16 protein-coding genes are annotated in these 21,685 nt (G+C 73.1%); 7 read left to right on the top strand and 9 right to left on the bottom strand.

What is annotated here, in order from left to right; all coding sequences use genetic code 11:
- Nucleotides 1–474 precede the first annotated feature (474 nt).
- Nucleotides 475–1,347, top strand: coding sequence for an alpha/beta fold hydrolase (locus ACIRQ7_RS04665; protein WP_404259809.1), 873 nt, complete (start codon nt 475–477; stop codon nt 1,345–1,347).
- Between the two features lie 416 nt (nt 1,348–1,763).
- Nucleotides 1,764–4,184 carry a PQQ-binding-like beta-propeller repeat protein gene (locus tag ACIRQ7_RS04660; protein WP_404259808.1) on the top strand — a complete coding sequence of 807 codons (2,421 nt, stop codon included), beginning with the start codon at nt 1,764–1,766 and terminating at the stop codon, nt 4,182–4,184.
- Nucleotides 4,185–4,294: 110 nt separating this feature from the next.
- Here the strand turns inward: ACIRQ7_RS04660 and ACIRQ7_RS04655 are convergent, their stop codons facing one another.
- From ACIRQ7_RS04655 to ACIRQ7_RS04640, 4 genes are all read right to left on the bottom strand, one after another.
- A complete protein-coding gene (locus ACIRQ7_RS04655) occupies nt 4,295–5,839 on the bottom strand; it encodes a DHA2 family efflux MFS transporter permease subunit (protein ID WP_404259806.1) in 1,545 nt (514 codons plus the stop codon).
- Between the two features lie 115 nt (nt 5,840–5,954).
- Nucleotides 5,955–7,592 (bottom strand): transporter, encoded by a 1,638-nt coding sequence (locus tag ACIRQ7_RS04650; RefSeq protein WP_404259804.1) that lies wholly within the window; start codon nt 7,590–7,592, stop codon nt 5,955–5,957.
- Complete coding sequence (locus ACIRQ7_RS04645) at nt 7,589–8,467, bottom strand: ABC transporter ATP-binding protein (protein ID WP_404259802.1); 879 nt, start codon at nt 8,465–8,467, stop codon at nt 7,589–7,591. The genes ACIRQ7_RS04650 and ACIRQ7_RS04645 overlap by 4 nt, the downstream gene beginning before the upstream one ends.
- A 180-nt stretch (nt 8,468–8,647) precedes the next feature.
- A complete protein-coding gene (locus ACIRQ7_RS04640) occupies nt 8,648–9,319 on the bottom strand; it encodes a bifunctional DNA primase/polymerase (protein WP_403667625.1) in 672 nt (223 codons plus the stop codon).
- A 422-nt stretch (nt 9,320–9,741) separates the two neighbouring features.
- Between ACIRQ7_RS04640 and ACIRQ7_RS04635 the strand changes: the two genes are divergently transcribed.
- Both ACIRQ7_RS04635 and ACIRQ7_RS04630 read left to right on the top strand, forming a co-directional pair.
- Entirely contained in the window at nt 9,742–11,136 is a 1,395-nt protein-coding gene (locus ACIRQ7_RS04635) for a transcriptional regulator (RefSeq protein WP_401461777.1), read from the top strand.
- 199 nt (nt 11,137–11,335) lie between these two features.
- Complete coding sequence (locus ACIRQ7_RS04630) at nt 11,336–13,315, top strand: hypothetical protein (protein WP_404259800.1); 1,980 nt, start codon at nt 11,336–11,338, stop codon at nt 13,313–13,315.
- A gap of 68 nt (nt 13,316–13,383) precedes the next feature.
- On the opposite strand, the gene ACIRQ7_RS04625 is transcribed toward ACIRQ7_RS04630, so the two are convergent.
- The gene (locus ACIRQ7_RS04625) at nt 13,384–14,736 is read right to left on the bottom strand and encodes an ABC transporter substrate-binding protein (protein WP_404259798.1); all 1,353 of its coding nucleotides are present in this window, start codon (nt 14,734–14,736) and stop codon (nt 13,384–13,386) included.
- Between the two features lie 171 nt (nt 14,737–14,907).
- Between ACIRQ7_RS04625 and ACIRQ7_RS04620 the strand changes: the two genes are divergently transcribed.
- Nucleotides 14,908–15,366 (top strand): hypothetical protein, encoded by a 459-nt coding sequence (locus ACIRQ7_RS04620; RefSeq protein ID WP_404260115.1) that lies wholly within the window; start codon nt 14,908–14,910, stop codon nt 15,364–15,366.
- 32 nt (nt 15,367–15,398) lie between these two features.
- Nucleotides 15,399–16,307, top strand: coding sequence for a formyltetrahydrofolate deformylase (gene purU, locus ACIRQ7_RS04615; RefSeq protein ID WP_401461783.1), 909 nt, complete (start codon nt 15,399–15,401; stop codon nt 16,305–16,307).
- A gap of 73 nt (nt 16,308–16,380) precedes the next feature.
- Here the strand turns inward: purU and ACIRQ7_RS04610 are convergent, their stop codons facing one another.
- Both ACIRQ7_RS04610 and ACIRQ7_RS04605 read right to left on the bottom strand, forming a co-directional pair.
- On the bottom strand, nt 16,381–17,856 hold the full coding sequence (locus ACIRQ7_RS04610) for a zf-HC2 domain-containing protein (protein WP_404259796.1): 1,476 nt from the start codon (nt 17,854–17,856) through the stop codon (nt 16,381–16,383).
- Nucleotides 17,853–18,458, bottom strand: coding sequence for a sigma-70 family RNA polymerase sigma factor (locus ACIRQ7_RS04605; protein ID WP_404259795.1), 606 nt, complete (start codon nt 18,456–18,458; stop codon nt 17,853–17,855). The genes ACIRQ7_RS04610 and ACIRQ7_RS04605 overlap by 4 nt, the downstream gene beginning before the upstream one ends.
- A gap of 510 nt (nt 18,459–18,968) precedes the next feature.
- Here ACIRQ7_RS04605 and ACIRQ7_RS04600 point away from each other — a divergent pair.
- Nucleotides 18,969–19,343, top strand: coding sequence for an STAS domain-containing protein (locus tag ACIRQ7_RS04600; RefSeq protein ID WP_404259793.1), 375 nt, complete (start codon nt 18,969–18,971; stop codon nt 19,341–19,343).
- A gap of 98 nt (nt 19,344–19,441) precedes the next feature.
- Here the strand turns inward: ACIRQ7_RS04600 and ACIRQ7_RS04595 are convergent, their stop codons facing one another.
- Together ACIRQ7_RS04595 and ACIRQ7_RS04590 are read right to left on the bottom strand one after the other, a co-directional pair.
- A complete protein-coding gene (locus ACIRQ7_RS04595) occupies nt 19,442–20,713 on the bottom strand; it encodes a sensor histidine kinase (protein WP_404259791.1) in 1,272 nt (423 codons plus the stop codon).
- On the bottom strand, nt 20,710–21,372 hold the full coding sequence (locus tag ACIRQ7_RS04590; RefSeq protein WP_401461797.1) for a response regulator: 663 nt from the start codon (nt 21,370–21,372) through the stop codon (nt 20,710–20,712). Before ACIRQ7_RS04590 ends, ACIRQ7_RS04595 begins: the two co-directional genes overlap by 4 nt.
- Between the last annotated feature and the right edge of the window lie 313 nt (nt 21,373–21,685).

Genomic DNA, 21,685 nt, shown 5'->3' with positions numbered 1-21,685 from the left:
TCGGCTCTCCGGGTGGGGAGGGGGCTCGGATGCGTGTGCTGAGTCCGTCGGACCATGGGGCTCGGAGCGTTTCTTGCATCATTTACACGGCTCGCCGCACGGGCACTGCCGCGGTCGAAGCCTGCGCCGGTGTTCGTGCCGGGGCTCGGAACGAGTGCGCCGGCCGGCGTCTGGGAGCTGCCTGCGACGGGTGCCGGGCAGGTGGCACGTTCAGGGCCCCGGCGCTGCGAGCAGCCGGGGCCCCGCCTCCCCACGTCCCCCACAAGACCCGGAGCCCCGAGCTCCCAGGGTCTTTCCCTACGGGCCCCCTTCCCGGTGGGGCCCGCCTCCCGGCAGATGTCTCCCCGTGGCACGCGCGGCCAATCCTGGAGTGCCGTCACTCGAACGAGGGGTGTTCCGTGCGGAAGCGGCGCGTTCGAATAGGGGTTCGATAGTGTGGAGCTGCTCACCGGACGATTGGGGGTGCCAGGGCACATGGTGCGGCGTATCGATGTGACAGGGGCCGGCGGCGTGCGGCTCGCCGCTTGGGAATTCACCGACCCGCCCAAGACCGGCGGTGGACGGGAGGAGGACGGGCGCGGGCCGGGCGTGCTGCTGCTCCACGGCCTGATGGGGCGCGCGTCCCATTGGGCGGACACCGCACGCTGGCTGAGCGAGCGTCATCGCGCGTTCGGGCTGGATCAGCGGGGGCACGGCCGCAGCGACAAGCCGTCCGGCGGACCGTTCGACCGCGCGGCCTATGTCGATGACGCGATCGCGGCCATCGAGCAGCTCGGGCTGGCCCCGGTCGCCCTGATCGGGCATGCCATGGGCGCGCTGACGGCGTGGCAGCTGGCGGCGCGTCGGCCGGATCTGGTCAGCGCCCTGGTCATCTGCGATATGCGCGCCTCGGCGCTCGGGGCGGCCTCGCAGCAGGAGTGGGCCGCATGGTTCCGGTCCTGGCCGGTCCCGTTCGCGAACCTCGCGGACGTCCGCAAGTGGTTCGGTGAGGACGATCCGCAGCTGGAGCGGCCCCGGCCGGCCCGCGGCGAGTTCTTCGCCGAGGTGATGGCCGAGCGGGCGGACGGCTGGCGGCCGGTCTTCTCCCGCCGTCAGATGCTGACCGCCCGGGAGACCTGGGTGCATGACGCGCATTGGGAGGAGCTGGCCCAGGTGCAGTGCCCCACCCTGGTGGTCCGGGGCTGGGACGCGGAGCTGGGCCGGGCCGAGGCTCAGGAAATGGTCCGGGTGCTGCCGCGCGGCGCCTATGCCGAAGTCCCCGAAGCAGGGCATCTGTTGCCCTGGGAGTTTCCGGAGGAGTGGCGCCGGGTGGTCGAGCCGTTCCTGCAGTCGGTGGCGAGGGCGTGAGCGCGTCGGTGTGAGCGCGTCGGCGTGACCCGGAGGCGGGAGGGGCGGTGAAGTACGCGGCTTCTGCGGCTGGTTGGGGGTTGCTGAGGCGCCCCGGGCGATTCGGTCGTCTCCGGCGGGTCGGGGCGCCTCGGGGCGGATCCGGACCGACCAGGGGCCGATCTTGCGTTGATCCGGGGCTGGCACTGCGCTGACCGGGGCTCAAGTGGGCCGGCCTGCGGTGCGTTCCGGCGTGCGGGGCGGGCGCTGCGGCGGAGACTGCGGGCGGGCGGGGCGTTCCCGAGGGGCCCCGGGTGCGTCCGTGGTGGCGGGAGGGGCAGAGCTACGATGCACTGCCCCGGCGCGGCGGACCCGCTCAGCCAGTTGTGTGTAGTGCGGCGCTTCGCCGCGCGACCGATTCACAGGGAAGGCCCGCGATGGACCCCTTGCTTCCGGATGACCCGCAATCACTCGGGTCGTATCGCCTGTTGGGCCGGATCGGCGCCGGCGGGATGGGGCGGGTCTATCTGGCGCGCTCGACGGGCGGGCGCACGGTTGCGGTCAAGGTGGTCCGGCCCGACCTGGCCCAGGATGCCGCGTTCCGCGAGCGGTTCCGGCAGGAGGTCGAGATAGCGCGGGCGGTCTCCGGCCGCCACACGGCGCCGGTCGTCGACGCAGACACGGATGCCGCGCTGCCCTGGCTGGCCACCGCCTTCGTCCTCGGCCCGTCCCTGACCGAAGTGGTCGGCGAACACGGTGCGTTGCCCGAACACAGTGTGCGGGCCCTTGGCGCGGGGCTGGCCGCCGCGCTCATCGACATCCACTCCGTCGGGCTGGTGCACCGTGACCTGAAGCCGTCCAATGTGCTGCTGGCCGCCGACGGCCCGCGAGTGATCGACTTCGGTATCGCACGGGCCGTCGACGGCGACCGGATGACCCAGACCGGCGTGGTCGTCGGCTCTCCCGGCTACATCCCCCCGGAGCAGGCGCTCGGCGAGCCGGTCGGCGCGGCGGGCGACGTCTTCGCGCTCGGCGCGGTTCTCGCCTACGCCGCCACCGGACACACCGCGTACGGCGACACCACCCCCGCCGCCGTGCTCTATCAGGTGGTGCACGGCGAGCCGGACCTCACCGGAGTGCCCGAGCACCTTCTCGGCCTCATCGCCGGCTGTCTCCGCCGTGACCCCGCACAGCGCCCCGCCCCCGCACAGGTGCTGGCGGAGCTGGCCCCGGACGGGACGGGCGCGATCCTGCGCAACTGGCTGCCGGGAGCGGTGGCTTCCACCATCGCCACACACGCCGCGCGCATCCTGGACCTGGAAACCCCGGAACAGGGGACGCCGGTGCCGGATGGCGGGGGCCCGCCCTCGGAGCAGGCGGCCCCGGCCGGTTTCGGTTCCGCACCGACATACGTCCTCTCCGGAACGCCCGCACCGACACCGACACCGCCATCAACAGCAACACCGTCATCGGCATCCACGCCCACGCCGCCTCCGCTGCCGCACGCGGCAGCGGCGACGGGCCACACCCCGAACTCGGCGTCTCCGCCTGGCCAGTTGACGGTTACGGACACCCCGACGCCGGCAGCGACCGCGGCAACGACGGCAGCGACAGCCGTGGCGGCGGCGCCCGTCACTCCCTCCCGTCGTCGTTTTCTCGGCCTGGTGGCGGGCGGCGCGGTCGGGGCGGTGGCCGTCGGCGGGGCCGGGGCCTGGGCGTTCGCGAACAACGGCGGGGGCGCGGACGGGAGCCAGGGCGGCGGCACGGGCGGCGCCGGGAAGGGGCCGGGCGACGGGCGTGACGCGGGCTTCAGCACCCCGCCCCCCGGCACCGCCCCGCAGGTGCTGTGGCACCGCACCGCGCAGACGGACACCCTCAACAGCGATCAGCCGCTGCTCGCCCACAACGGCCTGCTGATCATCAGCGGCGATCCGCTGATCGCCCGGCGCGCCACCACGGGCAGGCCGAAGTGGACACGCAAGGGCGTCGCACCCGCCGGCGCACCGCTGATCTTCGCGGGCGGCCGGCTCTTCCTCGTCAGCACCGAATACGACGGCGATGTCATCGGCCTCGACGCCGGCACCGGCAAGGAGGCGTGGCGCAGCAGGCTCAAGGGCAAGCTGAACGCCGAGCGCATTCTCGCCGCCGACAAGGAACGGATCTATGTCGTCGCCTCGGTGCGCACCGAGGACACCACCGTCCATCTCACGGCGATCGCCGCCATCAACCTCCGTACCCGCAAGGTGGAATGGCAGAAGCCGCGCGACAAGGGCACCCACGACTACGACCTCGAAGGCGTCGCGGTGGGCGGTCGCCTCGTCTATACGGACGGCCGGAAGAACGTCACGGTCCGCGACGCCGCGAACGGCCGGCAGCTGTGGACGCAGAAGATCGGCGATGACATCGCCTGGCGTCCCGCCGTGCACGCCGGGCGGGTCTTCCTCGGTGGCGAGCGCCTGCGGTCGGTGCACCTCGACAGCGGCAAGGCCGACTGGTCGATGTCCACCGGCGGGCGGCTCAGCTTCTACCAGCCGATGGTGGTCGACGGGGTGCTCTACGCGGCGGACCACAGCGGCGGGGTGTGGGCTGTGGACCCGGTGCGCGGTAAGAAGCTCTGGCTCTGCGAGGACGTCGGGGCACGGCGCGCGCCGACGGAGTTCGTACGGGTCGGTGACACGCTCTACGGCGCGTCGTATGACGACGTCGGTGGCATCTTCGCGCTCAACCCCCGTACGGGCGCGGCACGTTGGCACTACAACGACAACTCCGGCAGCATGGAGCAGTGGCATGTCGTCGCCTCCGGGCAGCGGTTGCTGGCCACGCACGGCGACGAGATCTACGGCCTGCCGGCGGTGTGAGCCGCCCCGCGACTCCGTCCGGTGAGCACCGCCGAGGGCCGCTGATCACTCCCACGTGACCAGCGGCCCTTGGCGGTGCGCGGGCCCGCGCCGGGCGGCGGCCGCCCCGCTCACCCGGCCGCCGGCTTCCCCCGCGGCAGGAACAGCGCAGGCAGCAGGGCCAGCGCGACCAGCGCCACGGCCCAGATGTAGGTGTGCCGGAACGCCTCGGCGAGCTGCGGTGCGACGGCGCGTACGGCGTCGGCGGGCAGTGCGTGGACGGCTTCCAGTCCGCCGCCGGACAGCGCGTGCGGCAGCCGTTCGGACATCGCCCCGGCGAGCAGGACGGACATCAGCGCGGCGCCGACCGACGAGGCGAGCTGCGGAACGATGGCGAGCGCCGTCGAGGCGGCCGGTATCCGGTCGATGCCCACGCTGCGGGTGGCCGCGGTCATCGTCGGCATCATCGTCATACCGACCCCGACGCCCATGACGGCGAGTGCGGTGAGCAGCACCGTGTAGGGGGTGTCGGCGGCGACCTGGGTGGTGAAGGTGAGGAACCCGGCGGTGGCCAGGACCACTCCGGTCAGCACGAGCCTGCGCGGTGCCACCTTGTCGACCAGCCGGCCGGAGAACTGCATCGTGATGCCGGTGGCCAGAACCTGCGGGATGCCCAGCAGCCCGGCGCCGGTCGCACTCTGCCCCCGTACGACCTGGTAGTAGAGCGGCAGCAGCAGCATCGAGCCGAAGTACCCGGCGGCGAACAGCGCCAGGGTGGCGGCGGCCGGCCCGAAGGAGCCGTGCCGCAGCAGCCGCAGATCGATCAGCGGGTCCCGGACGGTCAGCGAACGGATCACGAACGCGATGACGAGCGCGGCGCCGACCAGAGTGGGCAGCAGGGCGCCGGCAGTGGTGAAGGAGTGCCGTTCGGCGCCGCTGCTCAGCCCGTAGAGCAGCAGGGCCAGGCCGGGGGAGAGAGCCAGCAGACCGGGCAGGTCGAGCCGCCGGGTGGGCTGCGGGGTGTCCCGCCGGAAGAAGCGGGTGCCCAGGACGAAGGCGATCAGGCCGACCGGGATGTTGATCAGGAACACCCAGCGCCAGGATGCCGCATCCACCAGGTAGCCGCCCAGGACCGGACCGACCAACGGGCCGACCAGTACGGGGATGCCGAGAACGCTCATGATCCGGCCGCGGTGCGCGGGATCGGAGGCCCGGATGAGGATCGTCATGCCGACGGGCTGGACGACGCCGCCCGCCAGCCCCTGGACCACCCGGAAGGCGACCAGCGATTCGGTGTTCCAGGCGAGCCCGGCGAGCAGCGAGCCGACGGCGAAGCCACCGATCGCGAGCAGGTAGAGGCGCTTGGTGCCGAAGCGGCCGATGGCCCACGCGGTGAGCGGGATGACGGCGGCGAGCGCCAGGGTGTAGCCGGTGACGACCCACTGGATCGCGGCCAGCGGGGCGTGGAAATCCTCCGAGAGGCGGTTGAGCGCGACGTTGACGATCGTCATGTCCAGCACGGTCATCAGGGAGCCGAGGACGACGACGGAGGCGAGGGCCGCGACGCCGCGTTCACGGCTGCGGCGGCCGGCGGGCGGGGCGGACCCCGCGGCGGTGTCGTGGGGCGCGGTGGCCCCGTGGGCGGCGGCGCCGGGTGCGGCGGGGGCAGCGGACATGGCAGGACTCCCGAGACGGAGAGGGGTGCCGGCCGTTCAGCAGGCCGACACCCCGAACCCTCGGACCTCAAGCGAACTTGATGTCAAGGGGAGCCGGTCGGGCTCCCCGCCCGTCTCACCCCTTGCTGACCGCCGTCAGGATCTCCGGCAGCCGCCGCACCACTCGGGGCGCGGCCACCCGCAGCCCCAACTCCGCGATGCCGGCCCCGTAGACGACGCCGACCGGCAGCAGGATCCACAACAGGCCGTGCAGCCCCGCCACATGCAGCCAGATGGTCAGGCCCAGCAGCGGCGCGCTGAGCACCGCGCCCACGAGGAGCCCGCCGAACAGGCTGAACCACGCGATGGCCCCCTGGCCCGGCGCGACGTTCTTGTTGCCCTCCGACGGGATCGAGTACGGGAAGAGCGCCGAGGAGAGCGCGCCGGTGGCCAGCAGCGCGCCCAGCAGGGCCAGCGACAGCCCGTACACCTCCAGGAAGGAGGACCACGGGCCGATGAGGGCGGCGGTGCCGACGACGACCAGCGTGACGTACGGGACCGCGACCATCGCCAGGGTCAGCGCACGGGCCCGCAGCTCCTGATAGGCGTCCCGCGGTGTGGAGATCGTCGAGGCGACCATCCAGAACGCCGAGGTGTCCTGCCCGAACTGGTTGTACATCTGCATACCGAGCAGCGCGGACGCGGAGAACGCGGTGTAGAGGGAGCCGTTGCCCTGCACGGACGAGACGAACGGCACCAGCAGGCCGACCGCCAGCGACGTCGCCCAGGACATCTTCGACTTCGGGTCACGCCAGGCGTAGCGCAGCGTCCGCAGCATGACCGTGCCCGTACGGCCGCCGGGCAGTAGCCGCGCCACCCCGCGCTCCCCGGAACCGGCCCGGCGGGTGCTGTCCTTCTCCACGGCCTGGAGGGTGGAGGAGTCGGGGGACGCCATCAGGGTGGTCAGGGTGCGCTGCCACCACCACAGCAGCAGCGCCAGGGCCAGCGCCGTCAGGGCCAGCCCCGCCACCGCCCGCCCGTACGAGCCGTTTCCGGCGTCCTCCACCGCGCTCATCGCCGAGGCCGGCGGCACCCAGCGCAGGACGTTGCCCAGCGGCTCCAATACGGACAGGCCGTCCGGGCGGCCCAGCCGCTGGGCGGCGATGTTCACGCCCTGGGCGCCGATCGCGATGAACAGGCCGCTCAGCACGGCGAGATCGCGGCCACGGCGGCTGGTCAGCAGCCGCACCGAGGCCGTCGCGACCGCGCGCGCCAGGGTCACGCAGACCAACACCACCAGGACGGTGGCGATGACCCCGGTGACCGCGGCGACCGGCCCGTCGGCCACCGCGATGACCGAGCCGACCACCAGCGCGAGGGTGAAGACCGGGCCGATGCCGATGAGCGACGCCACCAGCAGCGCGCCGATCAGCGGGCGCGGCCGCAGCGGCAGCATGACCAGCCGGGTCGGATCGAGGGTCTCGTCACCCGTCGGGAAGAACAGCGGCATCACCGCCCAGCCCAGGGTGAGGATCCCGATGAGCAGCACGACCAGCGCGCCGACATGGGAGTTGCCGCGCAGCGCGACCAGCCCGAGCACGACCCCGGCCGCGAACAGCAGCCCGACGAGGACCGAGGCGACGTAGGCCAGCGTGCGTCCCGTCGACTGGCGCAGGCCGTTGCGCAGCAGGGTCAGCTTCAGGCCCACGAAGACGGAGGTCACGGAGGGCGCGGTGGCCGGACGCCGCGCCACGGTGACGGTTTCGGTGCTCATCGGCTGCCGCCGCCCAGCCAGTCCAGATTCTGTCCGGCACCCCGCGCGTTCGCGCCGACGAGTTCGAGGAACGCGTCCTGGAGCGAGGGGGCCGCGCCGCGCACCTCGGCGAGCGGACCGTCGGCCCGGATCCGGCCGGCCGCGATCACCGCGACCCAGTCGCACAGCGACTCGACCAGTTCCATCACATGGCTGGAGAAGATGACGGTCGCGCCGGAGGCGGTGTAGCGCTCCAGGACGCCGCGGATGGTCTGCGCGGACACCGGGTCGACGCCCTCGAAGGGCTCGTCGAGGAAGAGGATCTCGGGGTTGTGCAGCAGCGCCGCGGCCAGACCTATCTTCTTGCGCATACCGGTGGAGTAGTCCACGACCAGTTTGTTCTGCGCGCCGGACAGGTCGAGGACGTCCAGCAGCTGACCGGCCCGCTTGTCGACCTCGTCACCGGGCAGGCCGCGCAGCCGCCCGATGTAGCCGAGGAGTTCGCGGCCCGAGAGCCGCTCGAAGAGGCGCAGTCCCTCGGGCAGCACCCCGATCCGGGACTTCACGGCCACCGGGTCCTGCCAGACGTCGTGCCCGCCGATCTCGACCTGCCCGGAGTCCGGCCGCAGCAGGCCCGTCACCATGGACAGGGTGGTGGTCTTGCCCGCGCCGTTGGGGCCGACCAGGCCGATGAAGCGGCCGGCGGGCAACGTCAGATCGATGCCGCTGACGGCGACCTGCTCGCCGAACTTCTTCCACAGGCCCCGGATGCGTACGGCGGGCGGACCGGCCGCGCTGCCGCCGCCGGCTCCCGGCCCGCCCCGGGAGGCGTCCGTCCCGGTGAGTGGCGGCACCGACTCGGCCCGCTCTTCGATGTGTTCCGGTTCGTTGCCCACCGGTCTGCCCTTCGACGTCCCCGCAGGAGCGGCTGTGCCCCCGTCCGTGGCCACGATACGGGCGGATCACGCACGACGGTCGGGCTGTGGACGCAGCGGGCGCCGGGTGCCCGGGGGAGGGGCCGGTCGGCCGGTGGCGGCCGGTGGTGGCCGGGGAACGGGCGGCCCCCGGCCCCGGGGTCACTGCCCGCGGGCCGCCGCCGCGTCCCGTGCGCAGGCGTACGCCAGCGGGCTGATCAGCTCCTCCGCGTCCGGCAGCCAGCGGTTGGTGGCGGTGGGGCGGCGCGCCCACTGCACCGAACCGTGGGTGCCGACGCGGGTCGGCGGCGCGGCGATGTACTCGCCCTCGCCGCGGCAGACCAGGTCCAGGGCGGCCGGCGGCCAGCCCAGGTTCCGTACCAGCTCCGGGACCTTCACCGAGGCGCCGGGCAGGACGAGGAAGAGCATCCGGCGGCCGGGGGTGCGGGTGACGGGGCCGAGCGGCACCTCCATCCGCTCCATACGGGCCAGCGCCAGACAGCCCGCGGTCTCGGACACGTCGAGCGCCTCGAACGTCCGGCCCGTCGGCAGCAGGATCGCCGCCTTCGGGTGCTTGGTCCACATCCGGCGGACGGCGCTGCCGCTGCCGCTGGCCTGGCCCGCCCAGCCGGGGCCGGTGGGGTGCGCGCCCGGCGCGGCGCAGTCGGCGGCGTCGCACGAGCAGCGCAGGGTCTGGCCGTTGTGCTCCAGCCACGCGCCGGGGAACACGTCCCAATGGCGTTCCTCCGCGTAACGCACCGCGATGTCGAGCAGCTGCTCGCCGCGCTGCTGGGGGATCTGCGCGGCTCCTGTGACTCCGATGGTCTCTTCCACGCAGAGGTCAACTTCCCTTCTCACCAAGGGTTACGGCCGACATGCGGCGCGCCCCGGCGCATCGTTCTTGCATGTGGGGCGCATGGGTGCACCGGCGGGGGCGCGTAGGGGCCGTGGTCCCGGAGCGGGGTAACCACCTGCGTGAGGGGCGGAGAGGCCGCCCGGCGGCAGGCCGCAGTGCGCACGGGGATCCCGGGCACCGCGGCGCCGCGATCTGTGCACGGGCACCGCGCGCCAACTGCTTCTCGCAGGTCAAGACCTGAGGCCCGAAAGCGGGCCCGGATACGGGCAGGCACCTCTCGCTCGCATCACTCGTAGTGCGCATATGCCGGAAGTCCCGGATATCCCGGATATGTGTGGGGAATTGATCACGAGGAACGGCGTTCGACGGTGAACGCGCAGCAGTCATCAGGGGGTACAGCATGGCCGCAAGGCCACTCGTCGCGCGGCAGCCCAACGAACGGCTGCAGGCGCTGATCCAGGAAGCCGCCTGCTCCAACGCGGGGCTCGCCCGCCGCGTCAACATGTGCGGTGCGGAACACGGTCTCGATCTGCGGTACGACAAGACCTCCGTGGCCCGTTGGCTGCGTGGACAGCAGCCGCGTGGCCGTGCCCCGGCCGTCATCGCGGAGGCGCTCGGCCGGAAGCTGGGGCGCACGGTCACCATCGACGAGATCGGGATGGCCGACGGCAAGAACCTCGCGTCCGGCGTGGGGCTGCAGTTCTCCCCGACGGTCCTCGGGGCCATCGAGCAGGTCTGTGAGCTGTGGCGCAGCGATGTCGGGCGGCGCGACTTCCTCAGCGGGTCCACGGTCGCCGCGTCCGCACTGGTGGAGCCCAGCCGGGACTGGCTGATCACCGGCGCGGACTCCCAGGTCGCCCGGAACGCCGGGGCCCGGGTGGGGATGGCGGACGTCGAGGCCGTCCGCGCCATGACGTCGGCGCTCAGCGACCTCGACCACCGTTTCGGCGCCGGGCACGTCCGCCCGGTCGTCGTGCACTACCTCAACAGCGTCGTCTCCGGGCTGCTCGCGGGCTCGTACCGTGAGTCGGTCGGGCGGGAACTCTTCGCGGCGGTCGCGCGGTTGACGGAGCTGGGCGGCTACATGGCCGTCGACACCGGTCAGCCCGGTCTGGCCCAGCGCTACTACATCCAGGCGCTGCGGCTGGCCCAGGCGGCCGACGATCGCGCCTACGGCGGCTATGTGCTGGCGGCGAGCATGAGCCACCTCGCCGCCTCGCTCGGTAATCCGCGCGAGATCGCCCAGCTCGCGCGGGCCGCGCAGGAGGGGGCGCGGGGCCATGTCACCCCGCGCGCGGAGGCGATGTTCTTCGCGGCGGAGGCCCGCGGCCATGCCCTGATGGGCGACGACCGGGCCTTCCAGACGGTGGCGGGCCGGGCGCTGTCCGCGATGGAAGGCGCCGAAGCGGCGTCCGACGCGGGCGACGACCCGGTCTGGATCAGCCACTTCGGCCCGGCCTATCTGGCCGACGAACTCGCGCACTGCCACCGCGACTTGGGGCAGTCCGGTCCGGCCGCCCAGTGTGCGCAGGAGGCGCTGGACGGGCTCCCGGACGGGCGTGCGCGGCGGCGCGCCATCGGGCTGGTGCTGCTGGCCGGCGCCCAGGTGCAGCAGCGCGAGATCGAGCAGGCCTGCCATACGGGCACGCAGGCGGTGGAGCTGCTGAGCGGGCTGCGCTCGGACCGCGGCGCCGAGTATCTGGAGGACTTCCAGCTGCGCCTGGAGCCGTATCGGGACGAACCGGTCGTACGGGAATTCGGCGCGCGACTGGAACTGCGGGCCGTGGCGGCGTAGGGGGCAGCTGTAGCGGCGGAGGCAAGCGGAGGGGCCCGGTCCGGGGCGCCCTCCGCCGTCCGGGCGGGCCGGGGATCCGGCCCGCCCGGTGCGCTCAGGGGGCGGGCGGGGGTGGTGACCAGGGGACGTGGTCGAACGTTGCTGCGACCCGGTAGCGTGAGCCGACGATTCGTAGGTCTGCACGATGGTAGGAGTCCCGGTGACGCAGAGCGGACAGGGTCACGACCCGCAGGATTCTGCGGCCGGTCCCGCCCGAGAGGGCATAGTGCTGCCCGCAAACGGTGAGCCGTGGGTTCCCGAGCAGCAGGCCGCGCCGCCGGCGGGCCAGCCCTGGGGGCAGCCCTGGGGGCCGGGCCAGCAGCAGTCCCAGCCGGCGCAGCAGCCTTCGCAGCCCTACGGCCAGGCACCCGCCCAGGGGCAGCCGCCGGCGCAGTCCTACGGCGGGCCGGCCGGCGCGCCGTCGCAGGGATACGGCCAGGACTACGGTCTGCCCCACCAGGGCGCCCCCGCCTCGATGCCGCAGCAGCACTCCCAGCAGCCGCACTCTCCGCAGGGCGACGCCTTCCCGGCGCCGCCCCAGGCGCACCCCCCGTTGCCGCCCATGCCCCCGGCCATGCCGTCGCAGCCGGCCCCCGGCGCGCAGCCGCCGTCCGAAGGCGCCCCGTACGCAACCGGCGCGCAGCAGCAGGGCTACGGACAGCAGCAGGGGTACGGGCAGCAGCCCTACGAGCAGCAGCAGAATTTCGGGCAGCAGCAGCAGCCGCCGCAGCAGCAGCCGCAACAACAGCCTCAGCAGCAGGCGTACGGCCGGCCGCAGCAGCCGCAGCAGACGTACGGCGAGCAGCCCCCACAGCAGCAGCAACCCCAACAGCAACAGCACCAGCAGCAGCCCCGGCCGACGTCTGGGGCGCTCGTCCCCGCGACGCCGCAGGCCGCCGCGCCGCTGCCGCCCGCCACGAGCGACGCCGAAGCGACCGCGCTGATACCGCCCTTCGCGTCACAGGGCGCCCCCGCGGGCGCCCCCGGCGTCGCACCGCTGCCGCCCGAGGCTGCCGCGCGGCCCGAGACGCCCGGTGAGTCCACCCAGATGCTGCGCCGGGTCAAGCCGCCGCAGGGCGGCCTGACCAAGGGCGCCGCACAGCCGATGCCGCAGTCGCAGCCGATGCCCGGTGCGGGCCCCGGGGCCACGGACGGCTCCGAGGCCACCCAGATGATTCCCCCGGTCGGTGCCGGTGCGCCGACCCCGCCGCCCGGTGCGCCGTTCGGGATACGTCCCGGTGAGCCCGGCGACCGCCCGACCCCTGCCGAGTTCGACGGCCTCTTCCGCGCCGAGCCCGGCGCGCCGGGAGCGGGCGCCGCGCCGGATTCCACCGCGCAGCTGCCGCGCTTCGAGGACCCGGGCCGGCCGCCGTACGGCCACCAGGGGCCGGGCCAGGGCGGCCAGTTGCCCCCTCAGGGCTACGACAACGGCTACCACAGCGGCAACAACGGCAACTACAACAACACCTCCTACGACGACGGTTACGACGAGCCGCGCCGCCGCCGGCTGGCCCCCGCGGCGATCATCGGCATCATCGTCGTCGTACTGGCGGGTGCCGGGCTCGGTGTCGGCTGGGCGCTGAGCGGTGGCGGCGACGACGAGGCCGCCAAGAAGCAGCAGACGCCCGCGGCCGGCTCGGACAAGACGCCGAAGGAGTCGCCCAAGGCGCAGCCGTCCGCCGACCCCGCCGCATCGCAGGCCAAGGGTCTCGACGCGCTGCTGGGCGACAGCAACAACAGCCGTGACTCCGTGGTCAACGCGGTCAAGAACATCGGCAGTTGCGACAACCTCCCGGCCGCCGCGAAGGACCTGCGGGGCGCGGCCGCACAGCGCAACAATCTGGTGAAGCGGCTCCAGGGCCTCCCGGTCGACAAGATCCCGAACCACGCGCAGCTGACCGCGGCGCTCACCAAGGCGTGGCGGTCCTCGGCCGCGGCGGACAACCACTACGCGGCATGGGCCGGCCAGGTGGCGGGCAAGAAGGGCTGCCACAAGGGCAAGGCCCGCACCACGGGGCACACCGGGCAGGGCACGGTGGCCAGCGGCGAGGCGACGAAGGCCAAGCGGCAGGCGGCGAAGATCTGGAACCCGCTCGCCCAGAAGTACGGTCTGACGCCGCACAGCCCCGAGCAGCTCTGAGGCGACCGCGGGGGCGGGCGGGGCGAGGGGCCGAGGTGGTCCGGCCGCCCCGGCCCGCCCGGCACCGCTCAGGTGTCCGTGTGGCGCTGCTCCAGCGTCTTCGTGACGTTCACGAATCCCTCCTTGGCGGCGACCAACTGCCCGTCCCGTACGGCCTGGTAGGTCACCATGGCGTTCACGATGCGCGGGAAGTCCTGGACGGCGAGCATGTCGTCGTCGCGCCAGCGCAGCTTCGGGGTCAGGCCGCCGGTGTCGATGGCGCGGTCCCCGCGGTCCAGGGTCCTCTGCAGAGCGTGCGAGGTGATGTCCGCGGTGCCCTCGTCGTCGAGCTGCTCGATCAGGGCCCGCAGCACGGTGTAGGCGATCCAGGTCGTCTGGACCCCCTGGTCGGCGGGGTCGATGCGGTTGTCGCCGAAGGCGTGATCGTGGATGACCTTGCGCATCGGCTCCCAGCGGGCGTCGCTCGCGACCGGATACCAGCCGGTGAGGAAGGCGCCTTCCAGCGGCCCGGAGGTGCCGCCCGTGCGGTTGACGAGCGACTGCCCGACGCTGCCGAGGACGGAGGCGATGCGCACCTTGGGGCTGTCCTCCTGGAGCCGTCGGAAGGAGTCGAAGAACGCGTCGGTGTGGTCGCCGAGCGAGGCCGCCACGCAGGAGCCGTCCGCCGCCCCGCCGGCGTCGGCCGTCCCGTAGACGGCCGGGTCCGCGCCGACACCGTCCAGGGCGCGGGTCACCTCGGGGGTGTAGTCGGTGCCGTCCTCGGGCGCGCGGATGTCGTCGGCGGGGTGCCGATGGCCGCTCTGCAGGCCGGAGTTGAGCAGGGCCGGCATCTGGTCGCCCTGGAGGGTGTCCGGCCGGACCAGCGCGACGCGCTTGCAGTCCCGTGCCAGCTGGCGCCCGTTTCCGGCGAGCAGAGAGGCCTGGCCGCCGTTGACGGGGTAGGAGAGCGGGCTGGCGAACTCCTCGTCGGAGGCGCCGTAGCCGCCGATGAAGGGGATGCCCTTGATCTCCAGCGGCGACATGAAGGAGCGGCCGAACTGGCTGTACGAGCCGACGACCGCGACGGCCCCGCTGTCCACCGCGCGCTGGGCGCACTGCTGGGCGGTCACCGAGTCGTTGCGTTCGTTGCAGGTGAGGACCCTCAGATGATGGCCGTCGATACCGCCCCGGGAGTTGACCCAGCGGGCGTAGGCCTGTGCCATGGCGGGCATTCCCGGCATATTGGTCGCCTTGGTGTCCTGGGGGGCCCAGGTCATCACGGTGACCGGCTCCTTCTCCCCGGAGTCCCCCGAACTGCCGGGGAGGGAGCCGCAGCCGGAGAGCAGCGACGCGATGACCGCCGTGCACACCACCGCCGAAGCGATCGCGACCGCGGGTGCGTGAGAGAAGGGGCGGGGGGAGGGGCGTCGCCGTCCGGTCATGTTCACGAAGCCTTCCGTCCCGCCGGGAACGGTTGAGTGACGTCCGCACAACGGATGGTGACGTCGGGGTGAACTCCGGGGGGCCGCTGGAGATCATCAGCGCGGAACGTACGATCGAATACTGTGCAAGGTTCGGAGAACTCTTCCCGTCGCGGCCGCCGCTCCACCACCATGGGCGGCATGCCACTCAACGACATGCCGTGGTGGCGCTGGCGCAGCAATGTGCGCTCCGCGCTGCACATGCTCTCCGACCCCGCCTTCCAGCAGGAGACCTGGCTGGCCGGCCGGCCCGGCTACGGCGACGTCACCGACGCCGTCTACCGCCTCGTCGAGGACACCTGGCTCGACAACTGGTCCGCCGACAAATACGTCGGCACGATCTTCCGCGACGCGCAGGAGGCGGGCCTGGTCGATGCCGCCGTGCTGCGGGTGCTGCGGATCATGCACCAGGTCGGTGCGGACGCCCCGGTGGCCGCCTACATGCAGCACGAGGCCTGGCCGGAGGCCGTACGGTCCGCGCGAGCGGCGCATGTGCAGCTGGCCTCGGCGGACGGTGAGGACCCCGATGTCCCGCCGCGCTCGCTGGAGGTGCTGGCCCTCATGACCAGCGGACTGGATGCCCCGGCCTGAGCGCTGCGGAGGGTGTGCGACCCTATGAGGTCATGAGCGAGTCGCAGCCCCCCAAGCCCGGTCGAAACGGCCGGCCCGGTCGAAACGACCGGCCCGATCAGTACGTCCTCACGCTGTCCTGCCCGGACAAGCAGGGGATCGTGCACGCCGTGTCCAGCTATCTCTTCATCACCGGCTGCAACATCGAGGACAGCCAGCAGTTCGGCGACCACGACACCGGGCTGTTCTTCATGCGCGTCCACTTCAGCGCGGACTCCCCGGTGAGCGTGGAGAAGCTGCGGGCGAGCTTCGCCGCGGTGGGCGACTCCTTCCAGATGGACTGGCAGATCCACCGGGCCGACGAGAAGATGCGCGTCATCCTGATGGTGTCCAAGTTCGGGCACTGCCTCAACGACCTGCTCTTCCGCTCCCGGATCGGCGCGCTGCCGGTCGAGATCGCGGCCGTGGTCTCCAACCACACCGACTTCGCCGAGCTCGTCGGCTCGTACGACATCCCCTTCCACCACATCCCGGTCGGCCGTGAGAACAAGGCGGCGGCCGAGGCGGAGGTGCTGGAGCTGGTGCGCGCCGAGAACGTCGAGCTGGTGGTCCTCGCCCGCTATATGCAGGTGCTCTCCGACGATCTGTGCAAGGCGCTGTCCGGCCGGATCATCAACATCCACCACTCCTTCCTCCCGAGCTTCAAGGGCGCCAAGCCGTACCACCAGGCGCACGCGCGCGGGGTGAAGCTGATCGGCGCCACCGCCCATTACGTGACGGCGGACCTCGACGAGGGCCCGATCATCGAGCAGGAGGTCGAGCGCGTCGGCCACGACGTCACGCCCGACCAGCTGGTCGCCATCGGCCGCGATGTGGAGTGCCAGGCGCTGGCCCGCGCCGTGAAGTGGCACAGCGAACGCCGGGTGCTGCTGAACGGCACGCGCACGGTCGTCTTCGCCTGACGCGGACGACCGGCCGGGGCCCGGGTCCCACGGCGCCGGCCGGGCCCGGGTCCTCGGTGCCCGGCCGCGCCGGTCAGAGGCGGGACAGCGACGCCGTCGCGAAGAGGACGTCGCGGATCGCCGCCCGCTCGCCGTGCTGGCCCGCGGCGGCCTCCTCGGGCGGGACATGTCCGGCCGCCAGCTGGCAGAACTCGGCGCTGTCCAGGGCGATGTGGGCGACCGTACGCTCCGGCGAGGCGACGGCGGCCGGGGAATCCAGCGCTATGTACCAGTGGCCGCCACCGTTGCCCTCGACCTCCAGATGGAGGGTACGGCCGGGGGCGCCGACCTCGACCAGCCGCTGCGCGGGCGCCGCGGCCCCGGCGCGTCTGCGGTGCGCCAGCGCCTTGGGCAGCAGCCGGGCGGCGAGATCCACCAGACCGTGCAGATGGCCCGCGCTCGGCGGGTCGTACGGATAGTCCACCGCGTCCGCGATGTCCCCGGCATGCACCCAGCACTCGAAGGCGCGGTCCAGGAACGCGTCGCGCAGCGGGAGCCGGAAGCCGCCGTAGGGCACGGCGAGTTCGGCCGCCCCGCTGCCGGCGAACGACACGGTTCTGATCAGGGTGTGACTCTGGTCGCGCCACGGGCCGTGGGTGGCCGACGGGCTCGGCTCCTCGCCCATCGCCTGCCAGTACGCCTCCGTACGCGCGGTGGGGGCGGGCGAGCGCGGCGGGGCGGTGGCGCCCAGCGGGTCGGCGAGGCCGAGGGCCGTCGCGGCCAGCCCGTCCACCGCCATCAGATGCCCGATGACCCCGGCGACGGTGGTCTCGCGCGCGACCGGTCGGTCGTCCTCGAACCACCGCAGTCGCACCGGGGCACGCCACTCCGCCTCGCCCATGTCGCGCAGCAGCGCGTCGAGCCGCGCGGTCTCCGCGTCATACGGCGTGACCCATTCAGGGACCGGGATGCGGGCCGGCCGGCGGACCAGGCAGCCCTCCAGGACGCGGGAGCGCAGCAGCGGGTCGAGGTCGAGGCTGTCGGCGGGGTGCAGCAGGCCGACGGCGTCGCGCAGCCGCAGCGCCTCGTCCGCGCAGGAGGCGCAGTCCGTGAGGTGCGCTTCGACGGCGGCGGTCTCCTCGGCGGAACAGGCGGCCAGCGCCCAGGCCCCGAGCAGCGACTTGAGGACCTTGTGGGGCGGGGCGGCGGAGGCGGCCTGGACGGGCCGGGGCGGCGGGACGGGCGCGGGGGCGGAACCGGGCTCGTCGTCGGCCCCGGGTTCGTCGTCGGCCCCGGGTTCGTCGGCCCCGGAATCGGCGCGGTCGGGTTCGCGGCCGGCGTCCGGTTCGCTGCCGGCGTCCGGCTCGGGGCCGCTGGTCGGGGTGCGGGGGGAATCGCTCATGGCATCAGAGGCGGGCCTGGCCCCGGAGGTGGCATCAGGGGCGGGTGGAGGCGGGGCGTCGGGCAGCGGACCTTGGTCCTCGGCGGCGGTACGCGGGGAAGGTATCCGCGGTCGCTCGCCGGGCCCGCCGGCCGGCTGGGGGCCGTCCCACTCGTCCGGGCCGTTCACAGCGGCCGTCCCTGGCCCGCGCCCGGCGAGGGGCGGGGGAGGGGCGGCGGCAGCGCCGGGTGGTTGTGCGCGGTGGAGAGCAGTTGCAGCCCCAGGCGGAGCCGGCGTCTGGCCTCGTCCTCGGTGACGCCGAGGTCGGCGGCGGTCTGGCGGTAGTCGCGCCGCTGGAAGTAGGCCAGCTCCAGGGCGGCCCGCAGCGGCGCGGGCATGGAGGTGACGATGTAGTCGGCGCGGGCGGCGGTGGAGGCCTCGCGGATCTTCTGCTCCATCTCGGCGGGCGCAGGGGCGTCCGGGCCGCAGTCACGCGCGGAGGCGGCCTCGGTCTGGCGCAGCCGCTGGACGGCCTGATGGCGGGTGAGCCCGGCGACCCAGGAGCGCAGCGAGCCCTGCTTGGGGTCGTAGGAATCCGGGTTTTCCCAGATGAAGCCGAACACCTCGCGGGTGATGCGGTCGGCGGAGTCCTCATCGTCCAGGACGCGGTGCGCGAGGTTGTGCACGAGGGAGGCGAAGCGGTCGTAGAGCTCGCCGAGCGCGGCAGCCTCGCCGCGGGCGAGCCGCTGCTGCATCCGCCTGTCCCACCGTGGTGGTGCGTCGTTTCCCATCGGACCCCCATCCCTGTCCGTCGCTGCCGAACTCACACCTCTGCCGAGACTTGGCCACCCTTCCTGCTGTCCGGCCCCTCGCTTCCTGACGGGGCTGCCTGACGGGGTTGCCTGACGGGCGCGCCCGCGCGTGTGCGCACGATCACACCTCCGCCGTGCCCTCGAATGTAATGCCCGGGTCTGACAACGCACGCTCCTTTGCGGCAAGTCGAGCCCCCGAACGGCTTCGGATGGTAAGGACGTTGTCACTTTGCGGTGGTACTGCCCGATCGGAGTGGATCGATGCCGATCGTTCCTGCCCGTATAGGTGGATGTGTTATCTGTGTGTGACCGGGCGAAGGGGAAAAGTGACGTCCTGCTGGGCATAGCCTTGGGCGGGAGCGGCCTGTTGCGTCAAGGATTCGGAAGAGTTTCAGGGGAAAGAGGCCGGGCAGTCGAGCCGGGGAAGGATGAGCTCCGGATACCACCGGGATCCATCCGGTCCGAAAGCGAGCGAAAGGCTTCGAGCGCGTGTCGTTGAAGGTGGCAGAGGACGAAAAGGGCCTATGGGCCGTACTTCAGGTTTCCGGTGAAATGGACCTGGTCACGTCGCCTGCGGTGCGCCAGCACGTGCACGACGCCGTGGCGGACGGCCGGCGAAGTCTCGTACTCGATCTCTCCGAGGTCCGGTTCTGCGATTCCAGCGGTGTCGGCGTCCTCATCGCCGCGCGCCGGCTGATGCGCTCCTGTCAGGGGCGGCTGCGGCTGATCCTGCCCGCCCAGGGCGCCGTCGACGGTTCGCACGTCAACCGCGTCCTCGCGGCACTGGGTGTACGCAGGCTCTTCGAGGTCTACCCGGACGTCCACACGGCCGTCGACGAGGCCGCCGCCCCGCTCTCGGCGTGACGCCGGAGCCCCTGAGGGCTTGAGGCCCTGAGGCGCTGAGCCCGAAGCCCGACCCGCGGGCCCCGCCCACGGCATCGCACGCCCGCCCGCGGCCCGATTCACCCCGCTCCGTACGGGAATTCCGCCCGTACGACGAAGCCGCCGTCGGACGTGGGACGCGCCTCCAGCGTCCCGCCGAGGCTCTGCGCGCGTTCGCGCAGCCCCACCAGACCATGACCGCCCCCGGGCAGCGCGGGCACCGTCGCCGCCGCGTCCGGCGGCCCGTTACGGATCTCCACCCGCAGCCCCTCGCCGGCGCACACCCCGTCGGCCGCTCCCGCACCGTCCACCGGCCCGTTCGGCCCGCCGGACGGTGTCCGCGTCTCCACCGGGTCGACGCGCACCCGGACCCGCGCCCCCGGTGCGTGCTTGCGGACGTTGGTGAGCGCCTCCTGGACCGTGCGGAAGGCCGCCCGCTCCACCGTTTTCGTGCCGCCCGTACCGCCCGCGCCGGCCACCACACCGCCCTCGTACGTCACATCCAGCGCGCTCATCTCGATCAGCCGCGGCAGCTCGTCCAGATCGGGCTGCGGCGCCAGGCCGCGCGCCTCCTGCGCGTCGCCGTCCGGCGCCCGCAGCACACCGACCATGTGCCGCAGCTCCTCCAGTGTCCGTACGGACAGTTCGCGGATCGTCCGGGCGCCCGTGCGGGCCGCCTCGTCCTCGGTGCTGACCTGCACCGCCCCCGCCTGCAGGCTGATCAGGCTGACCTGGTGGGCCACCACGTCGTGCATCTCGCGGGCCAGCCGGGCGCGCTCGGTGGTCTTCACGCGGTCCGCGAGCAGCCGGTCCTCGCGGCGCAGGCTGCGGGTCAGGTCCTCGACGCGGACGGCGAGTTCCCGGCGGGTGCGGACCAGCAGCCCCAGCGCTATCGGCGCGGCGGAGGTCACACAGGCGTCGATCAGCACCAGCGTGTTCTCGCGGTACGCGGTGAGTTCGAGGTCGGACAGCGGATAGGGGAAGAAATGCGCGGCGATCAGCAGCGCCGCACAGATCCCGAGCCGGGTGCGCCCCGGGCGCAGCGCGGCGAGGGTGTACAGCGCGATCATCGGCGCGAACCAGATGTAGCCGATGTAGAGACCGGGCAGCGTGAAGAGGAAAACGAGGAGCGGGAAGCGCCGGCGCAGCAGCAGTGCGGCCGCGGCGACCATCGACACGCCCAGCTCCAGGGCGGGTTCGAGGCCGTTGACGAGCAGCGCGTCGGCGACCGCGAGCAGCACCGGGACCACCACGGGCGCGATCTTGTACAGCCACCGCCCCGCCGGCCCGTGCGCGAACGCCCGCAGCCGCCCGCGTATGCCGCCCGGCGCGGAGCCGGCGGCCCCCGTCACGCCGTCCCCCGGCCGCTGCCCGAGACGAGGCCCGCACGGTCGGCGACGATCGCCGCCTGGATGCGGTTGATGCCGCCCAATTTGCCCAGCAGGGCGCGTACGTGATCTTTGACCGTGCTGGGGGCGAGCCCCATCCGGTCGGCGATCTGGGCGTTGCCCAGGCCCTCGCCGAGCAGCGCCAGCACCTCCGACTCGCGGGGGGTCAGCCCGCTGACGGCCCGCGCCGCCGCGGCCTGGTCCTCGGAGGTCAGATAGCCGCCGATCACCGCCCGGGTCACGCCCGGGTCCAGCACGCTGCCGCCCGCCGCCAGCGTCCGTACGGCCCGCAGCAGCTGCTCCGGGTCGGAATCCTTGAGCAGGAAGCCCGCCGCGCCCTCGCGCAGCGCGGCCGTCAGGTACTCCTGGGCGTCGAACGTGGTCAGCATCGCCACGGCCGGCGGGTGCGGGGCGGCCCGCAGCCCGCGCAGCACGGTCAGCCCGTCCACGTCCGGCATCCGGATGTCGAGCAGCACGACCTCGGCCGCGCTGCGCAGCACGGTGTCCACGGCCTCCACGCCGGTGCAGTCCGCCACCATGTCGATGTCCGGGGCGGTCCCCAGAATCATCCGCAGTCCGGACCTGACGAGCTGCTCGTCATCCACCACAGCGACACGGATCACCGGCCGCCCCTTTCCGTCGCACCTGTCCTGGGCCGCGGGGCCGCCCGGCCCCGCCCGCCTCTCACGGTCCCGCCCCGAGGCGGCCCCGCACCCCCGCCGGCCGGCGGGGGTGATCCCGCGACCTCTGGAGGATGCCGTGAGCAGGCACCCAACGGCAGAGTTCTCCTCATGCTGCACCACTGAAGAGGCCATCGGCCCCATACGCGTTGCAGTTCACATCGGCGGCCGCCGCGACCCCCACACGCGGCGGCCGCCTTTTTGGCGTGCGTGCGGGGGAGGTTCGGAGGGGGATCTCCCGCGCACGCACGAAAGT

Origin of the sequence: Streptomyces sp. NPDC101393 (assembly GCF_044767385.1) — a bacterium.
Taxonomy (GTDB): Bacteria; Actinomycetota; Actinomycetes; order Streptomycetales; family Streptomycetaceae; genus Streptomyces.
The sequence above is the reverse complement of the archived record's forward strand: the minus strand, read 5'-3'. Positions and strand labels throughout refer to the sequence as shown.

Coding starts and splice junctions, on each gene's coding strand:
- ACIRQ7_RS04625 (WP_404259798.1), bottom strand. CDS start 14,736: ATGACCGGACGGCGACGCCCCTCCCCCCGCCCCTTCTCTCACGCACCC.
- ACIRQ7_RS04605 (WP_404259795.1), bottom strand. CDS start 18,458: ATGGGAAACGACGCACCACCACGGTGGGACAGGCGGATGCAGCAGCGG.
- ACIRQ7_RS04665 (WP_404259809.1), top strand. CDS start 475: ATGGTGCGGCGTATCGATGTGACAGGGGCCGGCGGCGTGCGGCTCGCC.
- ACIRQ7_RS04650 (WP_404259804.1), bottom strand. CDS start 7,592: ATGAGCACCGAAACCGTCACCGTGGCGCGGCGTCCGGCCACCGCGCCC.
- ACIRQ7_RS04635 (WP_401461777.1), top strand. CDS start 9,742: ATGGCCGCAAGGCCACTCGTCGCGCGGCAGCCCAACGAACGGCTGCAG.
- ACIRQ7_RS04655 (WP_404259806.1), bottom strand. CDS start 5,839: ATGTCCGCTGCCCCCGCCGCACCCGGCGCCGCCGCCCACGGGGCCACC.
- ACIRQ7_RS04660 (WP_404259808.1), top strand. CDS start 1,764: ATGGACCCCTTGCTTCCGGATGACCCGCAATCACTCGGGTCGTATCGC.
- purU (WP_401461783.1), top strand. CDS start 15,399: ATGAGCGAGTCGCAGCCCCCCAAGCCCGGTCGAAACGGCCGGCCCGGT.
- ACIRQ7_RS04620 (WP_404260115.1), top strand. CDS start 14,908: ATGGGCGGCATGCCACTCAACGACATGCCGTGGTGGCGCTGGCGCAGC.